The 25,721-nt window shown below is 40.6% G+C and carries 17 protein-coding genes and 2 pseudogenes; 9 read left to right on the top strand and 10 right to left on the bottom strand.

Annotation, left to right across the window (positions count from 1 at the left end):
- Positions 1–10: 10 nt before the first annotated feature.
- From ACZ1G6_RS03320 to ACZ1G6_RS03295, 6 genes are all read right to left on the bottom strand, one after another.
- Positions 11–922 (bottom strand): LysR substrate-binding domain-containing protein, encoded by a 912-nt coding sequence (locus tag ACZ1G6_RS03320; protein WP_472618055.1) that lies wholly within the window; start codon positions 920–922, stop codon positions 11–13.
- Between the two features lie 46 nt (positions 923–968).
- Positions 969–2,261, bottom strand: coding sequence for an inorganic phosphate transporter (locus ACZ1G6_RS03315; protein ID WP_472618054.1), 1,293 nt, complete (start codon positions 2,259–2,261; stop codon positions 969–971).
- Between the two features lie 163 nt (positions 2,262–2,424).
- A complete protein-coding gene (gene phoU, locus ACZ1G6_RS03310) occupies positions 2,425–3,141 on the bottom strand; it encodes a phosphate signaling complex protein PhoU (RefSeq protein WP_472618053.1) in 717 nt (238 codons plus the stop codon).
- A gap of 4 nt (positions 3,142–3,145) precedes the next feature.
- Positions 3,146–3,952, bottom strand: coding sequence for a phosphate ABC transporter ATP-binding protein PstB (gene pstB, locus ACZ1G6_RS03305; RefSeq protein ID WP_472618052.1), 807 nt, complete (start codon positions 3,950–3,952; stop codon positions 3,146–3,148).
- Between the two features lie 3 nt (positions 3,953–3,955).
- A complete protein-coding gene (gene pstA / locus ACZ1G6_RS03300; RefSeq protein WP_472618051.1) occupies positions 3,956–5,518 on the bottom strand; it encodes a phosphate ABC transporter permease PstA in 1,563 nt (520 codons plus the stop codon).
- Positions 5,511–7,715, bottom strand: a complete 2,205-nt coding sequence (locus ACZ1G6_RS03295; protein ID WP_472618050.1) for a hypothetical protein — start codon at positions 7,713–7,715, stop codon at positions 5,511–5,513. The genes pstA and ACZ1G6_RS03295 overlap by 8 nt, the downstream gene beginning before the upstream one ends.
- A gap of 104 nt (positions 7,716–7,819) precedes the next feature.
- On the opposite strand from ACZ1G6_RS03295, the gene ACZ1G6_RS03290 reads away from it, so the two are divergent.
- The 8 genes and pseudogenes from ACZ1G6_RS03290 to ACZ1G6_RS03255 all read left to right on the top strand — a co-directional run bounded on the left by ACZ1G6_RS03290 (position 7,820) and on the right by ACZ1G6_RS03255 (position 18,948).
- The gene (locus ACZ1G6_RS03290) at positions 7,820–8,320 is read left to right on the top strand and encodes a glycine cleavage system transcriptional repressor (protein WP_472618049.1); all 501 of its coding nucleotides are present in this window, start codon (positions 7,820–7,822) and stop codon (positions 8,318–8,320) included.
- 65 nt (positions 8,321–8,385) lie between these two features.
- Positions 8,386–10,462, top strand: a pseudogene (ppk1, locus tag ACZ1G6_RS03285) (polyphosphate kinase 1).
- A gap of 126 nt (positions 10,463–10,588) precedes the next feature.
- A complete protein-coding gene (locus ACZ1G6_RS03280) occupies positions 10,589–11,989 on the top strand; it encodes a Ppx/GppA phosphatase family protein (protein WP_472618048.1) in 1,401 nt (466 codons plus the stop codon).
- Positions 11,990–12,372: 383 nt separating this feature from the next.
- Positions 12,373–13,296, top strand: a complete 924-nt coding sequence (locus ACZ1G6_RS03275; RefSeq protein ID WP_472618047.1) for a TonB-dependent receptor — start codon at positions 12,373–12,375, stop codon at positions 13,294–13,296.
- 493 nt (positions 13,297–13,789) lie between these two features.
- On the top strand, positions 13,790–15,577 hold the full coding sequence (locus ACZ1G6_RS03270) for a TonB-dependent receptor domain-containing protein (RefSeq protein WP_472618046.1): 1,788 nt from the start codon (positions 13,790–13,792) through the stop codon (positions 15,575–15,577).
- 81 nt (positions 15,578–15,658) lie between these two features.
- Entirely contained in the window at positions 15,659–16,315 is a 657-nt protein-coding gene (locus ACZ1G6_RS03265; protein ID WP_472618045.1) for a hypothetical protein, read from the top strand.
- Positions 16,272–17,588 (top strand): alpha/beta hydrolase family protein, encoded by a 1,317-nt coding sequence (locus ACZ1G6_RS03260; RefSeq protein WP_472618044.1) that lies wholly within the window; start codon positions 16,272–16,274, stop codon positions 17,586–17,588. Before ACZ1G6_RS03265 ends, ACZ1G6_RS03260 begins: the two co-directional genes overlap by 44 nt.
- 124 nt (positions 17,589–17,712) lie before the next feature.
- Complete coding sequence (locus ACZ1G6_RS03255) at positions 17,713–18,948, top strand: diguanylate cyclase (RefSeq protein WP_472618043.1); 1,236 nt, start codon at positions 17,713–17,715, stop codon at positions 18,946–18,948.
- A 52-nt stretch (positions 18,949–19,000) separates the two neighbouring features.
- Here the strand turns inward: ACZ1G6_RS03255 and ACZ1G6_RS03250 are convergent, their stop codons facing one another.
- From ACZ1G6_RS03250 to tkt, 4 genes and pseudogenes are all read right to left on the bottom strand, one after another.
- Entirely contained in the window at positions 19,001–19,900 is a 900-nt protein-coding gene (locus ACZ1G6_RS03250; protein WP_472618042.1) for a fructose bisphosphate aldolase, read from the bottom strand.
- 39 nt (positions 19,901–19,939) lie between these two features.
- Positions 19,940–21,112 carry a phosphoglycerate kinase gene (locus ACZ1G6_RS03245; protein ID WP_472618041.1) on the bottom strand — a complete coding sequence of 391 codons (1,173 nt, stop codon included), beginning with the start codon at positions 21,110–21,112 and terminating at the stop codon, positions 19,940–19,942.
- 31 nt (positions 21,113–21,143) lie between these two features.
- Positions 21,144–22,172 carry an erythrose-4-phosphate dehydrogenase gene (gene epd / locus ACZ1G6_RS03240; protein ID WP_472618040.1) on the bottom strand — a complete coding sequence of 343 codons (1,029 nt, stop codon included), beginning with the start codon at positions 22,170–22,172 and terminating at the stop codon, positions 21,144–21,146.
- A gap of 17 nt (positions 22,173–22,189) precedes the next feature.
- Positions 22,190–24,180 (bottom strand): annotated as a pseudogene (tkt, locus tag ACZ1G6_RS03235) (transketolase).
- A gap of 375 nt (positions 24,181–24,555) precedes the next feature.
- On the opposite strand from tkt, the gene metK reads away from it, so the two are divergent.
- Complete coding sequence (gene metK, locus ACZ1G6_RS03230) at positions 24,556–25,707, top strand: methionine adenosyltransferase (RefSeq protein ID WP_472618039.1); 1,152 nt, start codon at positions 24,556–24,558, stop codon at positions 25,705–25,707.
- Positions 25,708–25,721 lie beyond the last annotated feature (14 nt).

Genomic DNA, 25,721 nt, shown 5'->3' with positions numbered 1-25,721 from the left:
CAGTTCATCCTTACTCGATTTCTACAGGCACATCAAGAAGCGGTGCTAGTAGTTTGCCAATATGCCTAAATAGTCGTTTGCGTGTTGAGCCAACTCGCCAAACCAAGCCAATATCACGATACGCATCTTCCACTTTAGGTAAAGCTTTTACCGAAGTTCCGTTTAATATACCTTTGTTTAAAGCCATTGACGGTATGAAAGTATAACCAAGTTGACTGTTCACTAGTGAAACTAAGGTATACAAACTACTGGCGGTTAAGGAACTCACTTGTGCTTTATGGGCTAATCCGCATGCGCTAACCGCATGCTCAGTTAAGCAATGTTCTTTTTGTAGCAAAAATATACTGTTTTCGGGCAATACATCAATATCTACTTGCTTGGGTAAGAGCTTTGCTTTGTCTTCATGAGCTATTAAATGAAAGGGGTCTTGCCCTAATATCATTTGGTTGCAACCAGGTGTTTTCATAGGCAAAGCCAATAACAACAAATCCAATTCACCTTCATCCATTTTCTCAAGTAAATTTTCAGTGGTGTCTTCTATCAACTGCAAATGTAAATCAGGCAACTCCTCAGATATGGTATTAATTAGTGGCTCGAATAAAAAAGGGGCGATCGTAGGAATGACGCCAAGTTTAAGCACACCTGTTGTCCAATCACCAGAAGATTGGGCGTAATGCATCCATTCTTGAGTCTGTTCCAATAGGGTTTTGCTCTTTTCAACTAAGGCATTGCCAAAGTCAGTAAAAACGAAGGTCCGATGTTCTCGCTCAAGCAAGGGTTGACCAATACTTTCTTCTAAATTTTGTATAGCAGCACTTAGCGTAGATTGGCTAACATTACACTTTTCTGCTGCGCGCAAAAAATGCTGTTCTTTGTGTAGAACAGTTAAATAATAAAGGTGTTTTAAATTAGGTAATCGCACTATCTAATATTGGTCTATATAATTGTTATGCTTAAGTTATAGCATATCAAACACCAAATATCAGCCTTAGAATATAGAAGATGATAATTGAGAAAAGCGCACCTGCTGGCAAGGTAATTACCCATGAAGCGACGATAGTCTTAATTGTTTTTCCGTTTAGCGCCGAAACCCCCTGCGCAAGCCCCACTCCCAAAACAGCACCTACCAGTGTCTGAGTGGTCGAAATAGGCAGACCAGTGCCCGATGCAATCAATACAGTACTGGCAGCGGCAAGCTCAGCCGCAAAGCCTCGACTAGGTGTTAAATGAGTGATGCCCTGACCGATTGTTTTCATGACTCGGTGTCCAAATAACGCTAGCCCCATGACAATACCCAATCCTCCCAAAGGCAGAATCCACCAAGCGAGGGGAGAGTTATCAAGAATCTGCCCATTGTTTGACACCACGCTTACAACAGCGGCCAAAGGCCCTATTGCATTAGCGACATCATTTGAACCATGCGCAAAAGCCATACAACATGCAGTAAGCACCATAAGCACCGCAAATACTTTTTCCACACTAACATTTTGCTCATCACTACTTAATGCATATTTTGCGTTTTCATCTGGTAATACACGGCGCCCTAGGCGTCTGACAAAGTAGACTCCGATTAACGCGGTTAATATACCGATGCCAATAGCCACTGCAATCCCTTCTAAAAAAGGTAAGCCCAAACCAACATGCTTTAAGCCCTTTTTGATAGTGACCAAGGACATAATAAATCCAGCCAGACCCATATATATTGGTATATATTTGATGGCGGCGACTAATGGGTGTGGATTATCAAGAATCAATTTTTTTGCGCTAAGGAAGATGCCAATTGCAATCAGCCCTGAAATAGCGGGTGTAATTACCCAACTGCCTACAATACCACCAATTTTAAACCACTCAACTGCCTCAGCACTGACCCCGACGGCTGTAAACCCGACAATTGCACCAATGATTGAATGTGTGGTAGAAACTGGCCAACCTTTGTAAGATGCAATGACAAGCCAAAGGCCCGCTGCTAATAATGAGGCAATCATGCCTAATACTAGTAACTCTGGGACTTGAGTAAAATAATCTGAATCGATAATTCCTTTACGAATCGTCGATGTTACCTCACCACCAGCAAGATATGCACCTGCAAACTCAAATACCATTGCAATCAAAATGGCTTGTTTAAGTGTAATTGCTTTAGCACCAACAGACGTGCCCATCGCGTTGGCAACGTCATTTGCACCTATCCCCCACGCCATAACAAAACCGACTGTGGCAGCCAAAATAATAAGGATTAAGCCGTAGCTTTGAATTAAGTCCATTGAAATGAAGAACGAGAAAGGAAACCAATTGGTAATATAAAGACTTAGTGCCTAAACCGCAACTGAAAAAAAGCACAAAGCGAAGAACGCGAAAATTTTAGACAATAGTTGTAGAGGAAGTCTACAGTACCTTGACTTTTGATGTATATATCAGCAATGAATATTAAGCCTTAAGCAACTTTTTAACGGTTTTTTTCATAGAAGAACTTTTTATATCACGCCCATAGGTCAAATAAATCACATATTCGCATATATTCTTGCAACGATCCCCGATTCTCTCAAACGAACGAATCGCCCATAAAACGTCTAACCATAAATCAACATCTTTTGGGTTTTGCCTAATTTCTGTGGCAGTATGTTCTAGCACTTTTTTGTATACCCGATCTATTTCATCATCTTGCTGATGCGCAAGCACTGCGGCTTTATCATCTTGACGTGCAAATGCATCAAACGTAGCCCTCATCATCGCGACATTGCGATTACCTATATCCAACATACCCGCGACAACGATATCTGAATCAGGGATTTGTTTTTTGCTAACTAGTTTCGCAACACGTGCAACTTCATCGCCCATCCTTTCAAGATCGGTTGCCGTCTTCGAAACAGTCATAATCAGCCTTAAATCACCTGCTGTTGGGTTACGCTTTGCTATGATTCTCATGCACTCACTCTCTACTTGTGACTCCATTGAGTCGACACGGGAATCGTTAAGGGTAACGCGCTCAGCTAAACTTGGTGCATTTTCTTTTAAAGCGACAAGCGTGTTTATCAGTTGCTGTTCAATCACGCCTCCCATTGTTAACACAGAATGCTTTAGGCTTTCTAATTCTTGATTGTACTTTTCAGATATGTGAGTGCTAAGTTGTATTTGACGGCGCATATTATTAACCATACCTGCCTGTAATATAATCTTCAGTTTGTTGCTTTGTTGGCATCGTAAATAAAGTATCACTATCTGCATACTCAATGAGTTCACCGGCGTTTAAAAATGCAGCATAGTCGGACACTCTGGCAGCTTGTTGCATATTATGTGTCACAATAATCACCGTGCATTGATTTTTTAATTCACTAATCAATTCTTCTATATACAGGGTGGTCAAGGGGTCTAGCGCTGAAGTGGGCTCATCCAATAAAATAATTTTAGGCTCTAAGGCCAAGGCTCTAGCAATCATTAGTCTTTGTTGCTGACCACCTGAAAGTGTCATCGCAGAATCAAACAATCTATCTCTTACTTCTTCCCACAACGCGGCTTTAGTTAAGGCTTTTTCAACAGAATCGTCAAGCTTACGCCTCGATTTTTCACCTTGCACCCTAAGACCAAAACTTACATTGTCATAGATACTCATTGGAAAAGGATTAGGTCGTTGAAACACCATGCCTATTTCTGTTCGAAGACGAGAGACTCGTTCTTTTTTGCTGTAAATATTACGGCCTTCTATCCATACTTCACCCTGTGTTTCATGGTGCTTGATAAACTCATTCATGCGATTAAAACTATTTAGCAAGGTTGTTTTACCGCAACCGCTTTGCCCAATTAGGGCGGTAATTTTATTTTTAGGCACTTTAAGGTTTATCTGATTTAAGACTTTTTTATTGTTTAGGTTAACACTTAAGTCCACCACATTGATTGCAGTTTGCGAATTAGACAATTCGTCAACAGATATTATTTCACGCTCAAACAACTTAAACATTTATCAAATTCTTTGGTATTTTTCGCGTAAGTTTTTACGCAAGATAATGGCAGATATATTAAGTAAAAATACTATGACTAATAGCAGCATACAAGTAGCAAACATCAAAGATGATACTTGAGATTCAGTTTGATTGTGAAATGCGCCGTCGTAAACAAACACACCTAAATGCATAAATTGTCTTTCAAGATGAATAAATGGAAACTCTGTATCGATAGGTAATGTAGGCGCAAATTTTACTGCGCCAACCAAAATCAAGGGTGCTACTTCGCCTGCAGCCCTTGCTATCGCTAAAATCACGCCCGTTAACATACCGGGACTAGCCATCGGAAGTACAACATGCCTAATGGTTTCAAATTTTGTTGCGCCAAGTGCTAAAGAGCCTGCTCTTAAATTATGAGGGACTCTGCTCAAACCTTCTTCGGTAGAGACAATGACCACAGGAAGGGTCAAAATCCCCATCGTCAGCGCTGCCCACAACAAACCCGGAGCACCAAAGGTTGGAGATGGTAGTTTATCACCAAATAACAAACTGTCGATTGATCCCCCCAAGACATACACAAAAAAACCTAAACCAAACACACCATAGACCACAGAGGGGACAGCAGCCATGTTACTAACACTGATTCTAATAGCAGATGTAAAACGAGAAGCCGGAGCATATTCATATAAATAAATTGCCGCAATGATACCAAATGGTGTAACAAATACTGTCATCAATACCACCATTAGCAAGGTGCCAAAAATAGCGGGGAAAACGCCGCCAGAAGTGCCCGCTTGTTTAGGAAAATCTGTTAAGAAAAGGAACAAACGTTCGACGGAAAAAGACACCTTTTCAACAAAGCTGAGCTGGTTAGGTTTATATACATCTTGCACGTCTATTAATGCAACACTTAAAGCCTGGCCATCGGCCAATCTAAGTGCAATTCGGTATTTATCGATAAACTGCGCTGTGCGATTAGCATGAGCTTGCCAGCGACCAAATTCGAATAGCAATCGTTGATATACAGGCGTATCGATGTTTACATTTTGACGATTCAAGCGGTCAATCTGCTCATGCAATGGCTCCAATTTATTGACTTGAATATCGTTTAAATCATCTTGTAAGCCATATACGGTAGTACTAATCACATCTATTGCATCAAGATCATAAGTATCATCATTGCCTATAAGATGGACAAACTCGCCCAAATAGGTCCTTCCTGATTTTGTTTCTAATACGAATATATGATTTGCAGGAGCAACACTGATTGAGGGTTTTTGACTATCGTCTTTGTACTGTAAATCTATTTTTTGTTGAGTATCACGCAGCAACTTTTCGGCAGAATCATGGCTAAGCAAATAATCTTTAGTTTGGATTTCACCTTGATGTTCCGTAGTGATTTGATAACTGGACATAGGCAAAAAATACCTTCCGCCTTGCCATGCAATAAAGACACTAATACCAATTAACAGCATCAAAATGATACCGCACGCCAACATAACTAATGTTTCCAAAAAAGCATGCTTGAACTGCTCTTTGATTAAAGAAATGTCGATATTTTTACTTTGCGCTACATCACCCATTGAGCGTTACCTTCTTTTTAAGGGCTGCGGCAATGGTATTGATAATGAACGTGAAAATAAATAGTACGGCTGCCGTAAGAAACAAGACATGATACAAAGTGCTGTCAACTTGGGCTTCTTGAAGTTCAATGGCTAAATTAGATGTCAAAGAACGCAAACCTGATAAGAGATCCCAATTCGCAATGGGGGTATTTCCCGTCACCATAAGGACAATCATCGTTTCACCAAAGGCCCGCCCAAAGCCCAACATGATGGCTGAAATAATACTAGGAAAGGCAACTACTATCACCACTTTAAATAGTGTCTGAATGGGTGTCGCTCCTAGGGCAAATGAAGCTTGCTTAATACCATCAGGCACTTCAAATAGCGCATCATCAATCAAGGTAAAAATCGTCGGTGTAATTGCTATACCAAGAGCCAAAGAAACGACTACGGCTGTTTTAGATAAAGTAACATTTGCAATGCTATCAAAATAATGCGTGAAATTAGACTTATCTCCCCAATCAATGACCATTGTGCTGAGCGCAAATAATAAAAGTAGGCTCAATAGGAAGAAGCCACTGTTGATCAAAAAATACCATCCTTGTATTTTTCGGCTTTGCAAATAAGGTTGAATAAAACGATGTCCAAGCGACGAAATAATAATGGTAAATGGCAACAGCATGATCATAAAGACAATTGACAGGACAAACTGTTCAGCCAGTGGCGCAATCCATACCGCAGCGATAAAACCAATAATAACTGACGGAATAGCTTCTAACATTTCAAGGGTTGGTTTTATTGCATTTCTAAACGCGCTAGTTGCAAAATATGCGGTATAAACAGCTGCACCTAAAGAAAGAGGGAGAGCCACAACCAACGCTAACAGTGAGGCCTTTAAACTTCCCATAATTAACGGGACAACGCTATATTTAGGTGATTGAGTTTCAGAAGATGCTGATGTTTGCCATATATACTGCGCTTGCTCGTAGCCAGGATAAGACACTTTTTCAAACAAAGATGCGATATTTAATGTACCTGTGAGCTTATCAAGATAGAACAAATAACTTTGACTTGCACTTGTCATAAGCAGCTTTTCATTCATGTACCGTAGTTGCTGAATGTTAGCTGCTATTTTTGCTTGCTTAAGCACTGCCGCTTCTTCGCTCATGGTTTGCATGTTAAAAAACAGCAAATCTCCCTGATTATTTGCCAGCATACCCAGACTATATTGGACGTCAAAAACAATGTTAGTGAGCTCTTGTGGTGGTAAAAATGCACCTTGAAGATTCATTTCACCACGTTCCTGCAGCATAAATTGTCCATCTTCGTTGTGTAAGACATAGCGCCTAAGCAAGGTTTTATTATCTTGTTGGTACACCATGACCAATGCCAAACCTGACGGCTCGACATAAACATTAACGACATCAGCTCCCTGGGCAATGGGCAATGCTTGTATCACCTCATGTTGATCATTATGGTTAATCAGCCAATACTTATTATCAATTGATTCAAACGTCAGAAGTTGTGCAAATCTTGTCAATGCGAAGGTATAGCGGGCATTTTCATAAACGGTAAAAATAGGCTTTTCAAAGCTAGCTAAAGTATGCCATAACACTAAATAGTCAGCTTGGTTTGTATTCACCGAGTTTGATTGGCGTATTTTCACCATAAGCTGTCTTGCGTTTAACTCGACTTCAATATCATCAATAACATCGGGTAAATCATTTAAGGCCAAACGCACGGAACCCAAAAGGGTCAGTTCAAATGTATTGGTATCGGTAATGGTGAATATTTCTAACAAGCCAGTCGAGCTGAGCGTCGCGATTGCTTGATTGCCGATGTTATTGAATCTAATTAAGCGCTTATCACAGGCAATGGCTTTGGTTTTAGTGCTAGCGTTTATTTGTTCGCCAGATATAGAATGGAATTGCAGTTGGCAGCTATGTTGAATCAATCTAAAAAATTTATCATCAATATAAATAATATGTTCGTTTTGTGGATTACTATTAGTATCTAGCTGATGATAGCGAAGGTCAGTCGTATTAACGAGAGTTGCTCGAGGCGAGTCAAAGATAGGAAATGCTTGACTAAGAATGTGAAAAATCAGCGTCGCGAACGTAGCGATTACCAACAAACCAAATACGGTAACCGCTCTACTGAAAAAGAAATCGACACGCAATCTGCGTTTTTCTTTGAGTTTATTCTGAACGGTCATGCGCCTTGAGCTAGGTAGATTTTTAGTCAGTTGCCGTAATTAAACATGATAGATTAGACAAAGCAACTTATTTACTTAAAACCACATAGTAAGGAAATAAAGATATGCAAGCAATGATACTTTCAATAATTGGCAAGGACCGAGCTGGGCTCGTTGAGGATGTAGCGGCTGTCATTACTAGTGAGCAAGGAAATTGGTTGAAAAGTAGCTTTTGCCAGTTATCTGGCCATTTTGCAGGCTTTGTCGAAATCACGCTTCCTAAAGAGAATCAAAACGAACTAGTCAGTAAATGTCACGCGCTATCTGAATTAAACATAACATTAACACCTGCACAAAGCGCGCAATTGAATACGCGTAAAATGGCAAAGTTAACTGTTACAGGTAATGATCGGCTAGGCATTATGAGCGACGTTTCTGGCGTGCTAAAACGCTTTGATATTAATATAATACAATTAACAACAAAATGTGAAAGTGCGCCCAATTGGGGGCACCCTTTATTTAGCGCTTTTATCGATATTGAATTAGCCGATAATGTAAAAGAAAATGTATTGCAATCTGCTATTGAAGATATCGCAGATGATTTAATGGTAGAGCTTGCACATTGAGTCGTGCAGTCTATGTTTATCACACTATAATTTAATTGACCTAATTACAGGATGTAGTATTCAATATGAACAAATTGTATTTTCCAAAAGAATTGAGTTGGCTAGCATTTAATGAGCGTGTATTGCAAGAAGCATCTGATAGCAATACGCCATTGATTGAACGTATTCGATTTCTGGGGATTTATAGTAACAATTTAGATGAGTTTTATCGAGTCAGGGTAGCCGATGTAAAACGACTCATTAGCATAAGCGAGAGCAATGAAGACTTTACCACACAGGATGAGTTACTTGCCTTATTGACTCAAATTCAACTCAAAGTAAAAGATTTATCGAATAAATTTGACTTGATACATCGTCAAATTACTAAGGAACTGCGTAATTACAATATCTTTATACTCAATTACAACCAATTAGATAACGAACAAACCCATTGGGTAAGAAATTTTTTTAGAAATAAAGTGTTATTGCACGTTGCACCTATTTTACTTGATAACAAAGTACAGCTTATACAACGTTTAAATGACAGCTCTGTTTATTTAAATGTTGCGCTATATCGTCCCGGAAGAAACACAAAATATGCAGTGGTTGAAATTCCAACCAATGCAATGAGTCGTTTTGTTGTTTTACCCGCTCGCAAAGGAAAGCCACAAAAAGAAATTATCTTATTAGATGATGTCATAAAGTTGTGTATTGAAGAAATTTTTAAAGGGTTTGTGCGCTTTGAAACAGCCGAAGCCTACTCGTTCAAAATCACAAGAGACGCTGAATATTCGATTAATGACGAAATAGACGAAAGTTATGTTGAAAAAATGTCAGAAGGCATGAAACAGCGTTTAATTGCTGAGCCCGTCAGAATTATCCATGACTATGGTATGCCTGATGAAATGATCAATGATTTACGAAAACGCTTAAAAATTTCTTCAAGCGATACTATTCAAAGCGCAGGTCATTACCGTAACTTTAAGGATTTCATTGGTTTCCCGAACGTTGGTCGAGCCTATTTAGAGCACAAACCTTTACCTTTGATTAAAAATAAAACCTTTAGTGAGCATGACACTGTTTTCAAAGCAATTGATGAACGAGACATTTTGCTTTATTACCCATATCATGACTTCTTACATTTTACGGAGTTCGTTCGTCAAGCGGCATTTGACCCGATGGTCAAACATATTAGGCTGAACATTTACCGGGTTGCCTCACAATCACGCATCATCACCTCTCTTGTTGACGCGGTGGATAATGGTAAAAAGGTGACGGTGGTAGTTGAGCTAAGAGCTAGATTCGATGAAGAAAACAACATCGCTTGGTCAAAACGTATGACTGATGCTGGTATCAAAGTGGTGTTAGGCAATCCAAATATTAAAATACACAGCAAGTTATGTATTGTTACTCGTGAGGAGCGCGGGAAAATCAAACATTACTCTCATTTTGGCACAGGAAATTTTAATGAAAAAACCGCCAAAATTTATACCGACCTATCCCTGTTTACATGTAATGAAGAAATGGCACTTGAAGGCATGCAGGTGTTTGACATGATTCAAAACCCGTATAAAAAATATCGTTTTAATCATTTACAGGTATCACCGATTAATGCGCGCAGTAAAATTCAATCATTAATCAGGCAAGAGATTCAACGGCATAGTGAAAACAAAAATGGCCAAATCACCATCAAGATAAATAACTTAGTCGATGATGAATTAATTGATGATTTATACAGGGCATCTCAAGCTGGAGTCAAAATAAGAATGCTCATCCGCGGGATGTGTTCGCTGATACCTTGGCGTTGAAGGCCTTAGTGAAAACATCTCAGTTGTAAGTATTGTCGATCGTTTTTTAGAGCACCCAAGAATCATGGTGTTTGAAAATGGTGGGGACCGCAAAGTCTTTATCTCATCGGCAGATTGGATGACGCGCAATATGGACTATCGAATTGAAGTGGGTTGCCCGGTATACGACGAAGACGCGGTCAATACGATTGTCGATTTACTTGAGCTTCAATTCAAAGATACCCTAAAAGCAAGAATTATTGATAAAGAACAAACTAATCAATACGTGCCGCGAGGCAACAAAAAGAAATTACGCTCACAAATTGAAATACATCAATATTTAAGTGCTTTAGAGCAGCAAAAGGACAAACCTTGAGTAATATCTACCAAGGTATTTGAAGACAGCCCTGCCCATCATACTGAGTTATACGCTGCACTTGATATTGGTTCAAATAGCTTTCATTTAGTGATTGCAAGAGTCGTCTCAGGTGCCATTCAAATTGTGAAACGGCAAAAGTATAAGGTAAGGCTAGCACAAGGGCTCAAAAGTAATAACATTTTGTCTGAAGAGGCGATTGCACGAGGTTTAGCAACGCTTGAAAGTATGTGCGAAAGTATGCAAGGCTTAGATATTAACTCAGTCAGGGTAGTCGCTACGCATACTCTACGTAGAGCAAGAAATGCAAATGATTTTCTATATCGGGCAAAAGCTATTTTTCCCTTCCCAATAGAGATTATTTCCGGATATGAAGAAGCACGATTAATTTTTGTAGGCGTAGGCAGTAACTGCGCATTCACCGGGATGCGTTTGGTTTTCGATATTGGTGGCGGTTCCACAGAGTTTGCCGTTGGGAAGCAAACCGAAGCCCAAATGTGCAAAAGCATTAAAATGGGATGCGTAACACATCAACAAACATTCTTTTCAGACAACATCATTACGCTCGACAAAGTCAAAAAGGCGATCATTGCAGCAAAAGTGGATCTAGAACTCGCTTGTGGCAATCTTCGTGCTTATGAATGGTCAAAAGTGAATGCCAGTTCTGGTACGGCAAAAGCTGTTTGTACTGTGGTAAATACGCAACATGAACGGGCCTATGATCACCCAGTTGTGCTTAGCGAACTTTACGATTTATTAGAACAATGTATCGGTTTTGCCCACAATGATGACATTGAATTTGAAGGTTTAAGTGAAGACAGAAAGCCTGTGTTTGTGGCAGGTTTATGCATCATGATTGCAATTATGGCTTCACTACCTATAGAACATATTGAATATAGTGATGCTGCATTAAGAGAAGGTGTATTGTTTGAGCTTCAACCAAGCAATGATCCTCAAAATATTCGAGTCAGGTCAGGACAGAGCCTAGCAAAACGATACGAGATTGATACGGTTTATGCTCACAAAGTATTAACGACATGCATTTTGATTTTTGATGCAGTAAAAAAAGACTGGGAAATTGACAATATTAACTTCAAACATCTTTTGGGATGGGCAGCATTGCTTCATGAAGTAGGCTTACAAGTTAATTCAAAGGGAATTCAAAAGCACTCAAGCTATATTATTAAATATTCAGATTTGCCCGGCTTCAACCAAGAACAACAATTATTATTATCAACACTTATTCGCTTTCATCGCAAACGGATTAAAATCGATGAATTACCATCTCTTACCATTATTGATGAACAACGGTTGTGTAGCCTATTAGTCATACTTCGACTTGGTATTTTATTAAATATAAATAGACATCAAGCAAATATGCCTGACTTTAAGCTAAACGCCGGCCCATCTCGGATAGATATAAGCTTTGAACAAGAATGGTTCGATATATCGCCACTGCTATTAGACGATATCAATCGAGAAAATAGCTATTTGCAACAAATAGACTTCACTTTGAGACTGATCTAAATTTGTAGTGTAAGCGAAGCCTTACACTTAGCTTTTACAAATAATTTCAGCATCTTACGTGCATTATGTTGTTAACTTTTTGTTAGTAAGATGTTCCTTTTCATACGAACCATAAATAAGCCTAAAAAATACCTAAATATTTTGAACTTTTTCTAATTGACTAATGCAAGCGCTTTGATTATGGTTACACGAGGGTAATTGCTAGTGGTTGGATGACCCACGGACGGTTTAAACGTATAAGGCTTGGCACATAGTGCTGTTATACAATTCTCATGATAAACCACCGACCCCAAGCAAAAACTCGTGGCATAAAAACATAATAAAACACCGAGTTATATAATTATAAAACGTTGGTATCTACTATCAACAAATAGGGAAACAATATGAAAACAAATAACGACAAAAAACTGCATAAGTTGTCGCTAGGCGTTATGTTAGCTCTTGGGCTAACCTCCGCATCCAGTCTACATGCACAAGAAATTGACGATTTACTTGAAGAAAGTGAAGAAGAAGTTACCGAAACGGTCGAACGCGTCACGGTAACGGGTTCTCGTATTAAACGTACAGAGTTCTCAAATGCTTCTCCAATCCAAGTAATTGATGGTGATATCTCTCGTGAGCTTGGTCTTTTTAACGCGGCCGAGCTTTTACAAACTACTTCACAAGTTGCTGGTCTTCAGATTGATAATACATTTGCTGGTTTCGTTCTTGATAACGGTCCAGGCGCTTCAACTATTGGCTTTCGTGGTTTAGGTGCTGACCGTACATTGGTACTTATCAATGGTCGCCGGGTTGCACCAGCGGGTGTTGGTGGCGCGCCGGTTGCTCCAGACCTGAACCTTATTCCTGCAATAATGATTGACCGTGTTGAAAACTTATTTGATGGTGCATCAACTGTCTATGGTTCTGACGCAATCGCGGGTGTAGCTAACGCTATACTACGTACTGACGTTGACGGTTTTGAGTTTTCTGGTAGCTATTCAAACCCAGAATCAGCGGGCGCAGAAGAAACTGTGCTTGCAGCTATTTATGGTAGCCAAGGTGACAACTACAACTTTACTGTCGCGGCAGAGTTCTTTGAAGAGCGTGGGCAATCATATGCTGAAAACGACTTTGTTAGTAACTGTGACAAAATCATTCAAGAAGGTATTGACGGTACTATTTACTCTGAATTTAGAGGTATAGGCCCAGTTGCTGGACAAGCCAATGAGTGTGATATCTTCCCACTTAGTAACCGTGCAATCCACGGTGGATTCTTTGGCTCATTGTATTACACACTAGGGTTTTACAAACGTAGGTATTCCTGATTGGTCTGAAACCACTACATCATTAGGCAACATTCCGTTTATCAATGGCACAGTTGCTGCTGATAGTAATGGCGATGGCATTAATGACGTTGCGATCTATGATGGTAATGGCGATGGCCTTAAAGATTTTGACTTCCAAGACCCATTCTACTCACTTGGCACCACAGATTATGTAAACTCTGCCGATTGGAGAAACCCTCTTAAGCGTTACAGCTTATTTGCAAATGGTGACTACCTATTTAATGATGACAACGACACTCGGTTCTTTTACGAAGGTCTTTACGCAAAACGTAAAAGTGATGTATTCAATCCAGGCGGTCAGTTCTTTGAAGTAGTAGGTGCTGATAACCCATACAACCCATGTGGTACAGACCCAATAAATGGTCGTAACTGTTATGCGGGTACAGGCTTAGATGCTTTCTTTGGTGACCAGCGTGTTACTTTCCAGCCAGTAGTTAGTATACGTGGCGACCGTGATACTAACTTTGTTGATGTGTATCAATATCGTGTAGTTGGTGGTTTTGACGGTAACGTTGGCGCATTAGCTGATTTTGGCCAAGGCAACTGGAGCTATGAAGTATCAGCTAACTATAGTTACTCGAAAGGTGTTAATACTATTGATGGTATTAATGAAGCTGCTCTTGAATTCTCATTAGAAAATTCTGTACGTGGTGCTGATGGTAGCGTTACTTGTGGTGAAGGTTGTGTTCCTGTCAACTTATTTGCACCAAACATCTATCAATTAGGTGGTGGTAGCTTTACTGCGGCAGAGGCAGAGTATCTTCAAATCGAACGTAAGATCGAAACCGAAGTTAAGCAAACAGTCATCGGTGGGTTTATTACAGGTGATTTGTATGCACTTCCATGGAACAGCGAAATTGTACCATTAGTACTTGGTTTCGAGTGGCGTAAAGATGAAATTATCACTAACGCTAACGCAGCTGCAGCCGAAGGTCTACTATGGGGCTTTTTCTCTGACCAAGGTGCAGACGGTGACAGAACGATTAAAGAAGCGTTCTTTGAAACTGAATTACCATTATTAAAAGGTAAGCAATTTGCCGAAGAACTAACCGTTACATTCGCTGGTCGTGTTACTGAAGAGAGTTTCTACGATGCTGAAACCGTTTGGAGCTTAAAAGGTGTTTATCGCCCAACAGAGTACTTCACTATTCGTGGTACACGAGGCACATCATACCGTGCACCAAACTTACGTGAACGATTCTTAAATGGTACTTCTGGTTTTGTTAATTTAACTGATAACTGTATTGTTCCAACCGACGCAAGAATTAGTGATGTTCAAAATCCTACGTCTCCACAGGTGTATGACGCAACACAAGATAACCGTGAACAACGTGTCTTTGATTCATGTGCTGCCCAAGGTATCGATGCAACAAGTCTTGGTCTAGGGCTTTCAAGTGGTGCTGGCGCAAGAAACCCAGGTATCAATGTTGAATCTGAAACGGGCGGTACAACTGAGTTGAACCCGGAAACCTCGACATCGCAAACTTATGGTTTCGTATTCGAACAACCGTTCACTGATGAGTTTGATTTGACCGTTTCTGCTACTTGGTATGACATCCAAATCAAAAATAGTATCGAGGAGCCAAGTGCGGCATTTATTAACGCACAGTGTTACAACAACCCTCAAGAACCAAACGGTACAAGCCCGTTCTGTAGCCTAGTTACAAGGGATTCAGATGGCTTTATCGACTTTGTTAACGCGTCATTCATAAACATTGGTTTACGTGGTTCTAAAGGTGTGGATTACAACATCTTCTTTAACGATGCTTTCTTAATAGGTGATCAAGAATTAGACGTAACCGTCGATATTCTTGCAACTCAATTGAAGAGCCAAGAACAAGACGTACTTGGAACGTTTGACGATAACGCATTTGAACCAGCCTTCCCAGAATGGCGTGGAAGTGCACGACTTAACCTAAGTTACGGTGATTACAGCTTCAACTGGTTCACTCGTTACATAGGCGGTGGTGAGCCAGATGTGTTGCCTGAATTTGCAGATGATAACATCGCGTGCGACGGCTTAGTTGGCATTTCATGTCGCCCAGTATCTGTTACTGGTGATTATTTGCTACATACTACCTCAGTACGTTACGCATGGGACAATATGGCTGTTACAGCTGGTATCCAAAACGTATTTAATGAAGAACCACAGCGCGTTGGTACGCGTGGTAACGTATTTAATACTCGCAACATTCCTCTAGGTATTGGTTATGATACTGTTGGAAGAACTGCGTTTGTTAGATTCCAAGCTTCATTCTAAGTAAGTTTTTACCAAAGTAAGTAGGGCTCACTGGACATAGTCCGTGGGCCCTTTTTTATTAAAGAAAAAGAGGAAAAAGCGATGTTGATTAAGCAAAAACTACTTGTGCTTGCAACGGCAGTAATGCTCATTCCAAGCACGCTAATGGCAAAAGATTATACTCATTCTGATTTAATTGAATCCTTTTCGGTATTACCTGCCATTGAGCAAGTAAGCGTATCAAATGATGGTAAACGCGTACTTATAATGCGCTCAACCAGTAAAAATGGTGATTATGTTGTAGAGGTAAGGAACACCCGCAATTTAGAAGCTGACCCTGTCATACTAGGTTCTTCAAAGATGCGTATTACTAGCGCTTCTTGGTTAAATAATGAAAAACTATTAATGACATTTACACAAAACCTTAAACGAGGCGCTCGCACTGATCGGGTATCTCAAGGTGCAATTGTTAATGCAGATGGTACGGGCAATTGGCGTATTCCTGACGGAAGAGGCTTTGGACTGCTGAGTATATTGCCTGATGATCCAGAACATGTCTTGTTACAAACAGATGTAAATAATAACTTTATTCCAGACGTTGTTCGCTACAACATTTATAATGGGCGCACCCAAACTGTATTGCGTGGTACATCCAAAATATCTGGGGGCTTTGTCGCTGATACTAATGGCGAAATAAGAGCAGCTGTCGGAATTGATGCCGCGACCACTTCTATCGTTCAGTACGCACGTTTACCTTAGTGATTCTGAATGGAAAGAAATCATTATCAATTCTGCAGAAGACAGAGAGATATTTGAGTTTTTATATTTCTCTGCTGAAAATCCAGAAGAAGTCTATGTTCAAGCAACAAAAGGCGAAGACACAGCGGGTATTTATGCCCTAAATATCAAAACAGGTGAGTATTCCGAACGTTTATTTGGATTAAAATCCGTTGATGCAGGCTCAGTAGTACTGAGTAATAAAGCCGCTGATCGTGGGCAACTATTAGGTTTTTCTTATAATGGTAAGCAATCAACAGTGCATTGGCTAGATGAATATGAACAAGCCATATATGACGGCGTGAAAGCCTTATTCCCTGAAAAGTCTGTGAGCCTAGAGAGCCGTTCTGAGGATGACAACGCAATTGTGATAAGGACAGAAGCTGATAATGACCCTGGGACCTATTATCTTCTATTAGATAAGAAAAATATCCAACCAATCGGCGAACGCTTCCCGTTAATTGACCGCGAAAAATTAGGGGATGTCAAATATGTCACCTATACAGCACGTGATGGCCGTAAAATTAAGGCCTACGTAACCATTCCAACAGTAGGGAAAAAACCTTTTCCAACCGTAGTTATGCCGCATGGTGGTCCTTGGGTGCGCGACATTATCATCTATGATGAATGGGCTCAGTTACTTGCTAGCCACGGTTATCTGGTGATACAGCCACAGTATCGTGGTTCAACTGGATACGGCCTTGACCACTGGAAAGCGGGTGACGGTTTATGGGGCTTAGCTATGCAAGATGATAAAGACGATGGTGCATTGTGGCTTGTTGAGCGCGGCCTAGCCGATCCTGACCGCCTTGCAATGTACGGCTGGAGTTATGGTGGTTATGCTGCCTTTGCTGCATCAATGCGTGAAGACAATATTTATCAGTGTGCCATTGCTGGCGCTGGGGTAAGTGATCTTGACATGATAGGTGGAGACATAAACGATAGTCGTTTCGGTCGCCTGTTACAAGGACCTACTGTAAAAGGTATCTCACCGCTTAAGCAAGTTGAAAAAGTGAATATACCGATCATGGTAATTCACGGAGATATTGACGAACGAGTGCCTGTTAAACATAGTGAATTATTTGTTGAAGAGCTCGTCAAATATGGCAAAGACCACGAATATATTGAACTAGAAGGTGCCAATCACTTCTACAACACACTGTTTTATGAACATAAAAGTGTGATGTATCCAGCGATGATCAGATATTTAGAAGATAAGTGCTTCCCTGGTCAAAAGGTAGCGGCAGCTCAATAATGCAAACGATAGCGAAAACGCCCTATCAGTTTTAACTGACTAGGGCGTTTTTTTTATTCTGCTATCAATATCAGGCAACTAGCGCCGATACAATTAGATAGGTAGTTAGTTTTGCAGGTTAATGGTGAAATACAAAGTCTTGCTCATCGAGAGTAATGTCAGTCAGCAAAGAATATTAAAACGCGTCATAGGAAAAGCAAATTATGATGTAATCACCTGTGATTCCTTGACACAGGCTAAACTAATTTTTGACCAATCCACACCTGAACGTTTCTTATGCGCAGTTGTCGACTATTCACTACCAGATGCGCCCTTTGGTGAAGCGATAGACTTTTGTTTAGGGGCTTTTGTCCCCGTAGTCGTGATCACTGATAGAACAGATGATGATATTAGACGTCATATTTTAAGCAAAGAAGTTGTAGATTACATTCCTAAACAAAATGCTCAAATTTATGAATATTTATCGCGATTGCTCGAGAGGCTTGATAAAAATCAAGCCCTTGGTGTTCTTGTTGTTGATGCATCGCGTAAAAATAGAAATGGTATTGCTCCTTTATTAAAACGCCACAACTTTACCGTGTATGAATCAAAAGATGCTGAATCGGCGCAAGAAACTATTTCTCAGCAGTCCAGTATCAAGCTGGTGGTAATCGATGAGCATCTGCCAGACGCAGAAGGCCCTCAATTAGTGGCAAACATTAGACGCCGCTTTAATAAAAATGAAATCAGTATAATTGGAGTATCGAGCAATCGGAATACGGCATTATTAGCACGGTTTTTAAAAAGTGGGGCTAATGATTATTTAACTCGCCCTTATTGCCATGAAGAGTTTTTCTGTCGCATTATGCAAAATGTTGAACACATAGAACAAGTAGATGTAATCACACGCACGGCTAATACAGACTACTTAACTGGATTACCAAACCGCAGACATTTTTTCAATCAAGTAGAAAGTCTTTTAAAACGACAAACTGAACAAAACTGCTTAGCATTACTGGATTTGGACCACTTTAAACATATCAATGATAACTATGGCCATGATTTTGGTGATCTTGTATTAAAGCAAACGGCAAGCTTACTCAAAAAACATTTAAACGAACACACCTTGTCACGTTTCGGCGGTGAAGAATTTTGTATCTTTTTACATGATGTAACGTTAGCAGACGCTGTAAAAACTTTAGAGAACTTTAGACTTGCCCTTGAATCTAAAGTTTTTAAACGAAATGGCAAGTCAATATCGTGCACAATTAGCATAGGGTTGACTGATAAATCATCCAAAAACATCGAAACAATGCTAGGAAGAGCTGACAATACTCTATACAAAGCAAAAGCTTCTGGTAGAAATCAAATCATCTACTAGCTACAAAAAAGCCCCGTTTAAATGGGGCTTTTTATATGACAAATTATTATTTTCAGCTAGCAGATGCGTCACAAATTTCTTGAATCGTCTTATCCAAAGTTAACGTAAAATCTTCATCTGATTGCTGGGCACTTAATCCTTGTGTAAGTGCGCGTGAGAAGCTTGCGATCATGCCATTGTTTTGAGATAACCTTTGGTTGGCTTCTTCGCGCTCATAGCCACCTGATAACGCAACCACTTTTAGTACTCGTTCATGCGCTACGCATTGAGCATAAAAATTAGCCGTTTCTGGCAAGGTTAATTTAAGCATAACATTTTGCTCTGGGCTTAAAGCATTTAATTGTTCAAGTAGGGCTGACAATAGCATGCTCTCCGCTTGTGCTTTCTGCGGACTGTTAATATCTACTTCTGGCTCAATAATAGGTACTAAGCCCGCCGCTATTATTTGTTTACCAACTTCAAACTGTTGCGCCACTACAGCCTCAATACCTGCTTTATTTGCCATTTTAATGACGGAGCGCATCTTTGTACCAAATACATCCTGGGCATTAGCTTTAGCCAGTAAAGTATCTAAATCCGGCATTGGTTTCATTAGCTGTACACCATTATTTTCATCCGCTAGGCCTTTATCTACTTTTAGAAACGGCACGACATTTTTATTTTGCCATAAAAAGTTAGCTGATGACTTCGATTCAATCGTTCTATCTAAGGTGTTTTCAAACAATATGGCGCCAAGCACGCGCTCACCGTTAAATGATGAGTCAGTGATAATTCGCGTTCTCATTGCATGCACACAAGCAAACATCTCTTCATCATTACTATACGCATCTTCTTCTACCCCATATAGCTTTAACGCTTTAGGGGTACTGCCGCCGCTTTGGTCCAGCGCCGCAATAAAACCGCTCTGACTTTTGACTTTTTCAAGCATAGCTTGTTGTGCTTGGCTACTCATGTTTAGCTCCTTTAATACGTTTGTTTATCAATTTATTATTTAATCACGATCTAGAATGGCGACAGCTGGAAGGGTTTTACCCTCTAAGAATTCTAAAAAGGCACCACCACCTGTAGATATATAAGACACCTTCTGAGCTATCTCGTATTTATCAACTGCTGCAAGTGTATCACCGCCACCAGCAATAGAAAAAGCAGAGCTGTTTGCAATGGCGTTTGCAATGGCTTTTGTGCCTTCACCAAATTGGTCAAATTCGAAAACACCCACCGGGCCATTCCAGACAATTGTGCCAGCGTTTTGAATAATTTCGCATAATACTTGCGTACTTTTGCTGCCAATATCAAATATCATGTCATCATCGTTCACTTGTTCAACTGGCTTTGAAACCGCATTAGCACTTGCCGAAAATTCAGTCCCAACCACCACATCTGTGGGAATAGGTATACTGCCACCACCTTGCTTAGCTGAAGCAATTAAGCGTGTTGATTCATCTACTAAATCCAGTTCAACAAGTGACTTCCCTATTTTATGTCCTTGTGCAGCAATAAAAGTGTTAGCAATGCCACCACCTACAATCAGTTGATCAACTTTTTTAGACAGACTCTCTAATACGGTCAATTTAGTTGATACTTTTGACCCACCAACAATCGCCACTAGAGGACGGGCGGGATTATCTAATGCCTTTGCTAGTGCTTCTAACTCACCAGATAGAAGTGGTCCTGCACACACTTGTGTTGCAAATTTAGCAACGCCATGTGTACTTGCTTGGGCTCGGTGGGCAGTGCCAAAAGCGTCCATAACAAAGACATCACATAAGGCGGCATACTGCTTAGCTAAAGTGTCGCTATTGCTTTTCTCACCGACATTAAAACGTACGTTTTCAAGCAAGGTAACTTGACCTAGCTTGATATCTAATTCGCGACCAAGGTAATTATCAATGAAGTTTACGTTTAAACCTAAAGCGTTCGATAAATAATCAGCAACAGGACGAAGTGATGCGTTTGAGTCAAATTCTCCTTCATTGGGTCTCCCCAAATGAGACATCACAATTACAGCGGCCCCGCTATCAAGAGCCGCTTTTATGGTCGGTAATGATGCGCGTAATCTAGCATCAGATGTAATGTTTCCATCTTCGATTGGCACATTTAAGTCTTGTCTAATTAGCACTCTTTTACCTTCGATTGCCATTTGTGACATGTTCTTAATGCTCATTTTTGCTCCCATTTTATGCTAAACTTATACTTTATTGATAACCCAACTCATGCATATACAAGGCGGTATCGAGCATCCGATTGGCAAAACCCCACTCGTTATCGCACCATACAAGTGTTTTGACTAATGTGTTATGGCTAACTCTAGTTTGTGTGCCATCGACAATACATGAATGAGGGTTATGATTAAAATCAATCGATACTAAGGGTTCTTGTGTAAAATCAATAATATTGGCGGGGAAAAGTCCTTTTGCATCTTGCAAAGCCTTATTCACCGCCTCGGTGTTCACTTTCTTTTCAAGCGTTACACTCAAATCCATTGCCGTTACGTTGATCGTAGGGACTCTTACTGCAATCGCTTCAAATTTACCGGCAAATTCGGGCAGTATTCTTTCAATGCCTAACGCCAGTTTTGTATCGACAGGTATAATTGACTGACTTGCGGCTCTTGTGCGCCTTAAATCAGAATGATAAGCGTCAATCACTTGCTGATCGTTCATCGACGCATGAATGGTCGTGATAGTACCACTGAGAACTTTGAATGCCTCGTGTAGGGTTTTAATAACCGGGACAATACAATTAGTCGTGCAAGAGCCATTAGATACAATGCAGTGTTTAGCATTCAAAGTACTATGATTGACACCAAATATTACGGTGTTGTCAACATCTTGACTAGCTGGGTGAGAAAACAGTACTTTTTTTGCACCCTGATTGATGTGAGCAATACCATCTTTTCGGTCGCCAAAAACGCCCGTGCACTCTAGGACAATATCAACCTCATACTTATCCCAATTTATCTTATTGATTGTGTCATAGTGAGTAATAGTAATCGCTTCACCATCTAGCATTAGCGCACTATTTCCATTATCCCTTCGTACACTGATTTGACTATCGAAACGACCATGGGCCGAATCATATTGTAGTAAATGTGCCATAGCCTCAGGGCTTGCTAGTTCATTGATAACAACCACTTCTATATATTTTGAGTAGCCATTCTCATACAAGGCGCGCACAATGTTGCGCCCTATTCTACCAAACCCATTTATCGCAATTCGAAGCAAGCGGCATCCGTCCTTTTTTAAAGTGAAAGCGCAGCGTCAACAACGGCCTGACTAGTAATGTTAAAATGAGCGAATAAGTCACCAGCAGGCGCTGATTCACCAAAACTATCCATACCTACGACTGTCCCATTTAAGCCCACATATTTATACCAAGTGTCTTTAGCCAATGCTTCAACGGCAACACGCTTAGTAACGGACATAGGCAATACCGCCTCTTTGTAGCTTGAAGACTGTCGATCAAACACATCTGTTGAAGGCATTGATACTACTCTTACCGCTTTACCTTGGTCTTTAAGTATCGTTGCTGCTTGCATCGCTAGGTGTACTTCTGAGCCTGTTGCAATGAGTATAATTTCGGGCGAATCCGCATCTTGTAAAATATATCCACCACGTTGGATATCCAGAACTTGTTGTTGATCGCGTGATTGCTGAGGTAAACCTTGCCTTGTAAAAACAAGGCTTGTTGGGCCATCCTTTCTTTCTACTGCCGCTTTCCATGCAATAGCTGACTCCACTTGATCACAAGGGCGCCAGTTATCTAGATTTGGTGTTGCGCGAAGCGCTACCATTTGCTCAACAGGCTGGTGCGTAGGACCATCTTCGCCCAAACCAATCGAATCATGAGTATAAACAAAAATCGCTGGTAATTTCATCAATGCGGCCATGCGCACTGCATTACGAGCATATTCCATAAACATCAAAAAGGTGGCACCGTAAGGCTTAAAGCCACCATACAAGGCCAAGCCATTCATAATAGCCGACATTCCAAATTCGCGTACGCCGTAATAAAGGTAGTTTCCACTAGCATCATCTGCACTGATACCTTTACTCGTTGTATTGATTGTAAGGTTTGACCCGGCTAAATCGGCAGAACCACCTAGTAATTCAGGTAAAATAGGCGCATATGCATTTAAGGCATTTTGAGAAGCTTTTCGCGTTGCTGGAGAATCTGGGTTGTCTTGTAAAGCGCTAATATACTTTAGACACGTTTTATCCCAATCTTTAGGTAACAAGCCATTTTTACGACGAACGAATTCTTCAGCTAACGCAGGGTGAGCTTGTTGGTAGCGGTTGAACAAAGCCTGCCAGTCACTCTCAGCTTGCTGCCCTTTTTCTTTGCCGTCCCATCTGTCATAGACATCTTGAGGGATTTCAAAAGGCGGATACTGCCAACCTAATGCTTTTCTTGTTAACGCTATTTCCTCATCTCCTAATGGCGCGCCGTGACAATCTTCTTTGCCCTGCTTATTCGGAGAACCAAACCCTATTGTTGTCTTACAACAAATTAAGGTGGGCTTATCGTTTTGTTCTTTTGCCTTAGCGATAGCCGCCGATACACTTGAAGGATCATGACCATCAACATCACTAATAACATGCCATCCATACGCCTCGAAGCGTGCTGGCGTGTCATCACTAAACCAGCCTTCTACTTCGCCATCAATTGAAATGCCATTATCATCCCAAAAGGCAATTAACTTATTCAATCCAAGCGTTCCAGCTAACGAACAGACTTCATGTGAAATCCCTTCCATTAAACAGCCATCGCCCAAAAAGGTATAAGTATAATGATCGACGATATCAAAATCAGGTTTATTAAACTGGGCCGCGAGCACTTTCTCGCCAATCGCCATACCGACCGCATTACTTATTCCCTGACCAAGTGGGCCTGTTGTTGTCTCAACACCTGGCGCATACCCATATTCAGGATGACCCGGCGTTTTTGAATGCAACTGTCTAAAGTTTTTTAGCTCTTTTAGCGGTAAATCGTAGCCTGTTAAATGCAACAACGAATATAACAACATAGAGCCGTGACCATTTGACAATACAAATCTGTCTCGATTTGCCCATGTAGGGTTCTGTGGGTTATGAGATAAATAATCACACCACAGAACTTGTGCAATATCAGCCATCCCCATAGGAGCACCTATGGGTGGCCAGATTTGGCTTGTTGAACCGCATCCATGCTTAAAGCACGGACAGCGTTGGCTAAATGGCGGCGAGATGGCATAACAACTCCTTGATAAACGGTTATATCGATTTACTGCAAGTACAATAATGACCAGTTTCCATATCAAACATGATCAAAATCATTTAGGGGCGAGTATTGTTACCCACAGTCCAATCTTGTTCAATGATTAAATCGGGTTTTTACTGTCTTTTCACTCATGCTTTAGGCACATAGCTCAAATAATCTTTATTCAGGATTACAAAAATACGCGTTTGGACGTCTAGACGTAAAGATTGTTAAACGCTTATGTATTCGCTATACTAGCGTCATAAACGTGTCTCATTAATTAAATGAGCAAACTAACTGATTATTTTTTATTGGTAATTGTGCATTTTTGGCCTATACCACTAAGTACAAATTATTTTAGGATATGTAATGACAAGACATTTATTTACCTCAGAATCTGTATCTGAAGGACATCCAGACAAAATTGCTGACCAGATATCTGATGCTGTTTTAGATGCTATTTTACAAGAAGATCCAAAAGCACGTGTTGCTTGTGAGACATTCGTAAAAACGGGTATGGTGTTGGTAGGTGGCGAGATTAACACCACCGCTTGGGTTGATATTGAAGAGCTGACTCGTAAAACAGTAAAGCAAATTGGCTACACGCACTCTGATATGGGCTTTGATGGTGAATCATGCGCAGTCTTAAATGCGATTGGTAAACAGTCACCTGATATTAATCAGGGCGTCGATAGAGCCGCACCTGAACAGCAAGGAGCAGGCGACCAAGGCTTAATGTTTGGCTATGCTAGTAACGAGACGGATGTCCTTATGCCTGCCCCTATAACTTATGCGCATCGTTTGGTTCAAAAACAAGCACAGCTACGCAAAAATGGTAAACTTGATTGGTTACGACCTGATGCAAAAAGCCAGATCACGTTTATTTATGAAAATAGCAAACCCGTTGGTATTGACGCGATTGTGTTGTCCACCCAACATTGCGACAGTGTTTCTACCAAAGACCTTCGAGAAGCTGTGATGGAAGAGATCATCAAGCCAGTGATCCCATCTCAATGGCTAACGAGTCAAACTCAGTATCATATCAATCCAACTGGGCGCTTTGTTATTGGCGGTCCTATGGGCGATTGCGGCTTGACCGGTCGTAAAATTATTGTTGATACATACGGCGGTATGGCTAGGCACGGAGGCGGTGCATTTTCTGGTAAAGACCCATCTAAAGTAGACAGAAGTGCTGCTTACGCAGGTCGTTATGTGGCTAAAAACATTGTTGCTGCTGGATTAGCGCAGCGCTGTGAAATTCAGGTATCGTACGCAATTGGCGTTGCTCAACCCACCTCGATTAGTATTGAAACATTTGGCACTAGCAAACTTAGTGAACAACGATTGGTAGAGTTGGTCAATAAGCACTTTGATTTAACGCCTTTTGGCTTAATTAAAATGCTTAAGTTAGAGCAGCCTATTTATCAAGAAACAGCCGCTTATGGTCACTTCGGTCGTGAGCAGTTTCCGTGGGAAGCTGTTGATAAAGCTGATGCATTAAAAGAGGATGCTGGGGTATAATCTTGCTAACACAG

It is taken from the genome of Glaciecola sp. HA4-3 (assembly GCF_055693685.1).
This window is presented reverse-complemented; position numbering and strand designations above follow the sequence as displayed.

Excerpts from the sequence above, each read along its gene's own strand:
- ACZ1G6_RS03315 (WP_472618054.1), bottom strand. The coding sequence starts at position 2,261 with ATGGACTTAATTCAAAGCTACGGCTTAATCCTTATTATTTTGGCTGCC.
- phoU (WP_472618053.1), bottom strand. The coding sequence starts at position 3,141 with ATGCGCCGTCAAATACAACTTAGCACTCACATATCTGAAAAGTACAAT.
- pstB (WP_472618052.1), bottom strand. The coding sequence starts at position 3,952 with ATGTTTAAGTTGTTTGAGCGTGAAATAATATCTGTTGACGAATTGTCT.
- pstA (WP_472618051.1), bottom strand. The coding sequence starts at position 5,518 with ATGGGTGATGTAGCGCAAAGTAAAAATATCGACATTTCTTTAATCAAA.
- ACZ1G6_RS03295 (WP_472618050.1), bottom strand. The coding sequence starts at position 7,715 with ATGACCGTTCAGAATAAACTCAAAGAAAAACGCAGATTGCGTGTCGAT.
- ACZ1G6_RS03290 (WP_472618049.1), top strand. The coding sequence starts at position 7,820 with ATGCAAGCAATGATACTTTCAATAATTGGCAAGGACCGAGCTGGGCTC.
- ACZ1G6_RS03275 (WP_472618047.1), top strand. The coding sequence starts at position 12,373 with ATGAAAACAAATAACGACAAAAAACTGCATAAGTTGTCGCTAGGCGTT.
- ACZ1G6_RS03265 (WP_472618045.1), top strand. The coding sequence starts at position 15,659 with ATGTTGATTAAGCAAAAACTACTTGTGCTTGCAACGGCAGTAATGCTC.
- ACZ1G6_RS03260 (WP_472618044.1), top strand. The coding sequence starts at position 16,272 with ATGCCGCGACCACTTCTATCGTTCAGTACGCACGTTTACCTTAGTGAT.
- ACZ1G6_RS03250 (WP_472618042.1), bottom strand. The coding sequence starts at position 19,900 with ATGAGTAGCCAAGCACAACAAGCTATGCTTGAAAAAGTCAAAAGTCAG.
- ACZ1G6_RS03245 (WP_472618041.1), bottom strand. The coding sequence starts at position 21,112 with ATGAGCATTAAGAACATGTCACAAATGGCAATCGAAGGTAAAAGAGTG.
- metK (WP_472618039.1), top strand. The coding sequence starts at position 24,556 with ATGACAAGACATTTATTTACCTCAGAATCTGTATCTGAAGGACATCCA.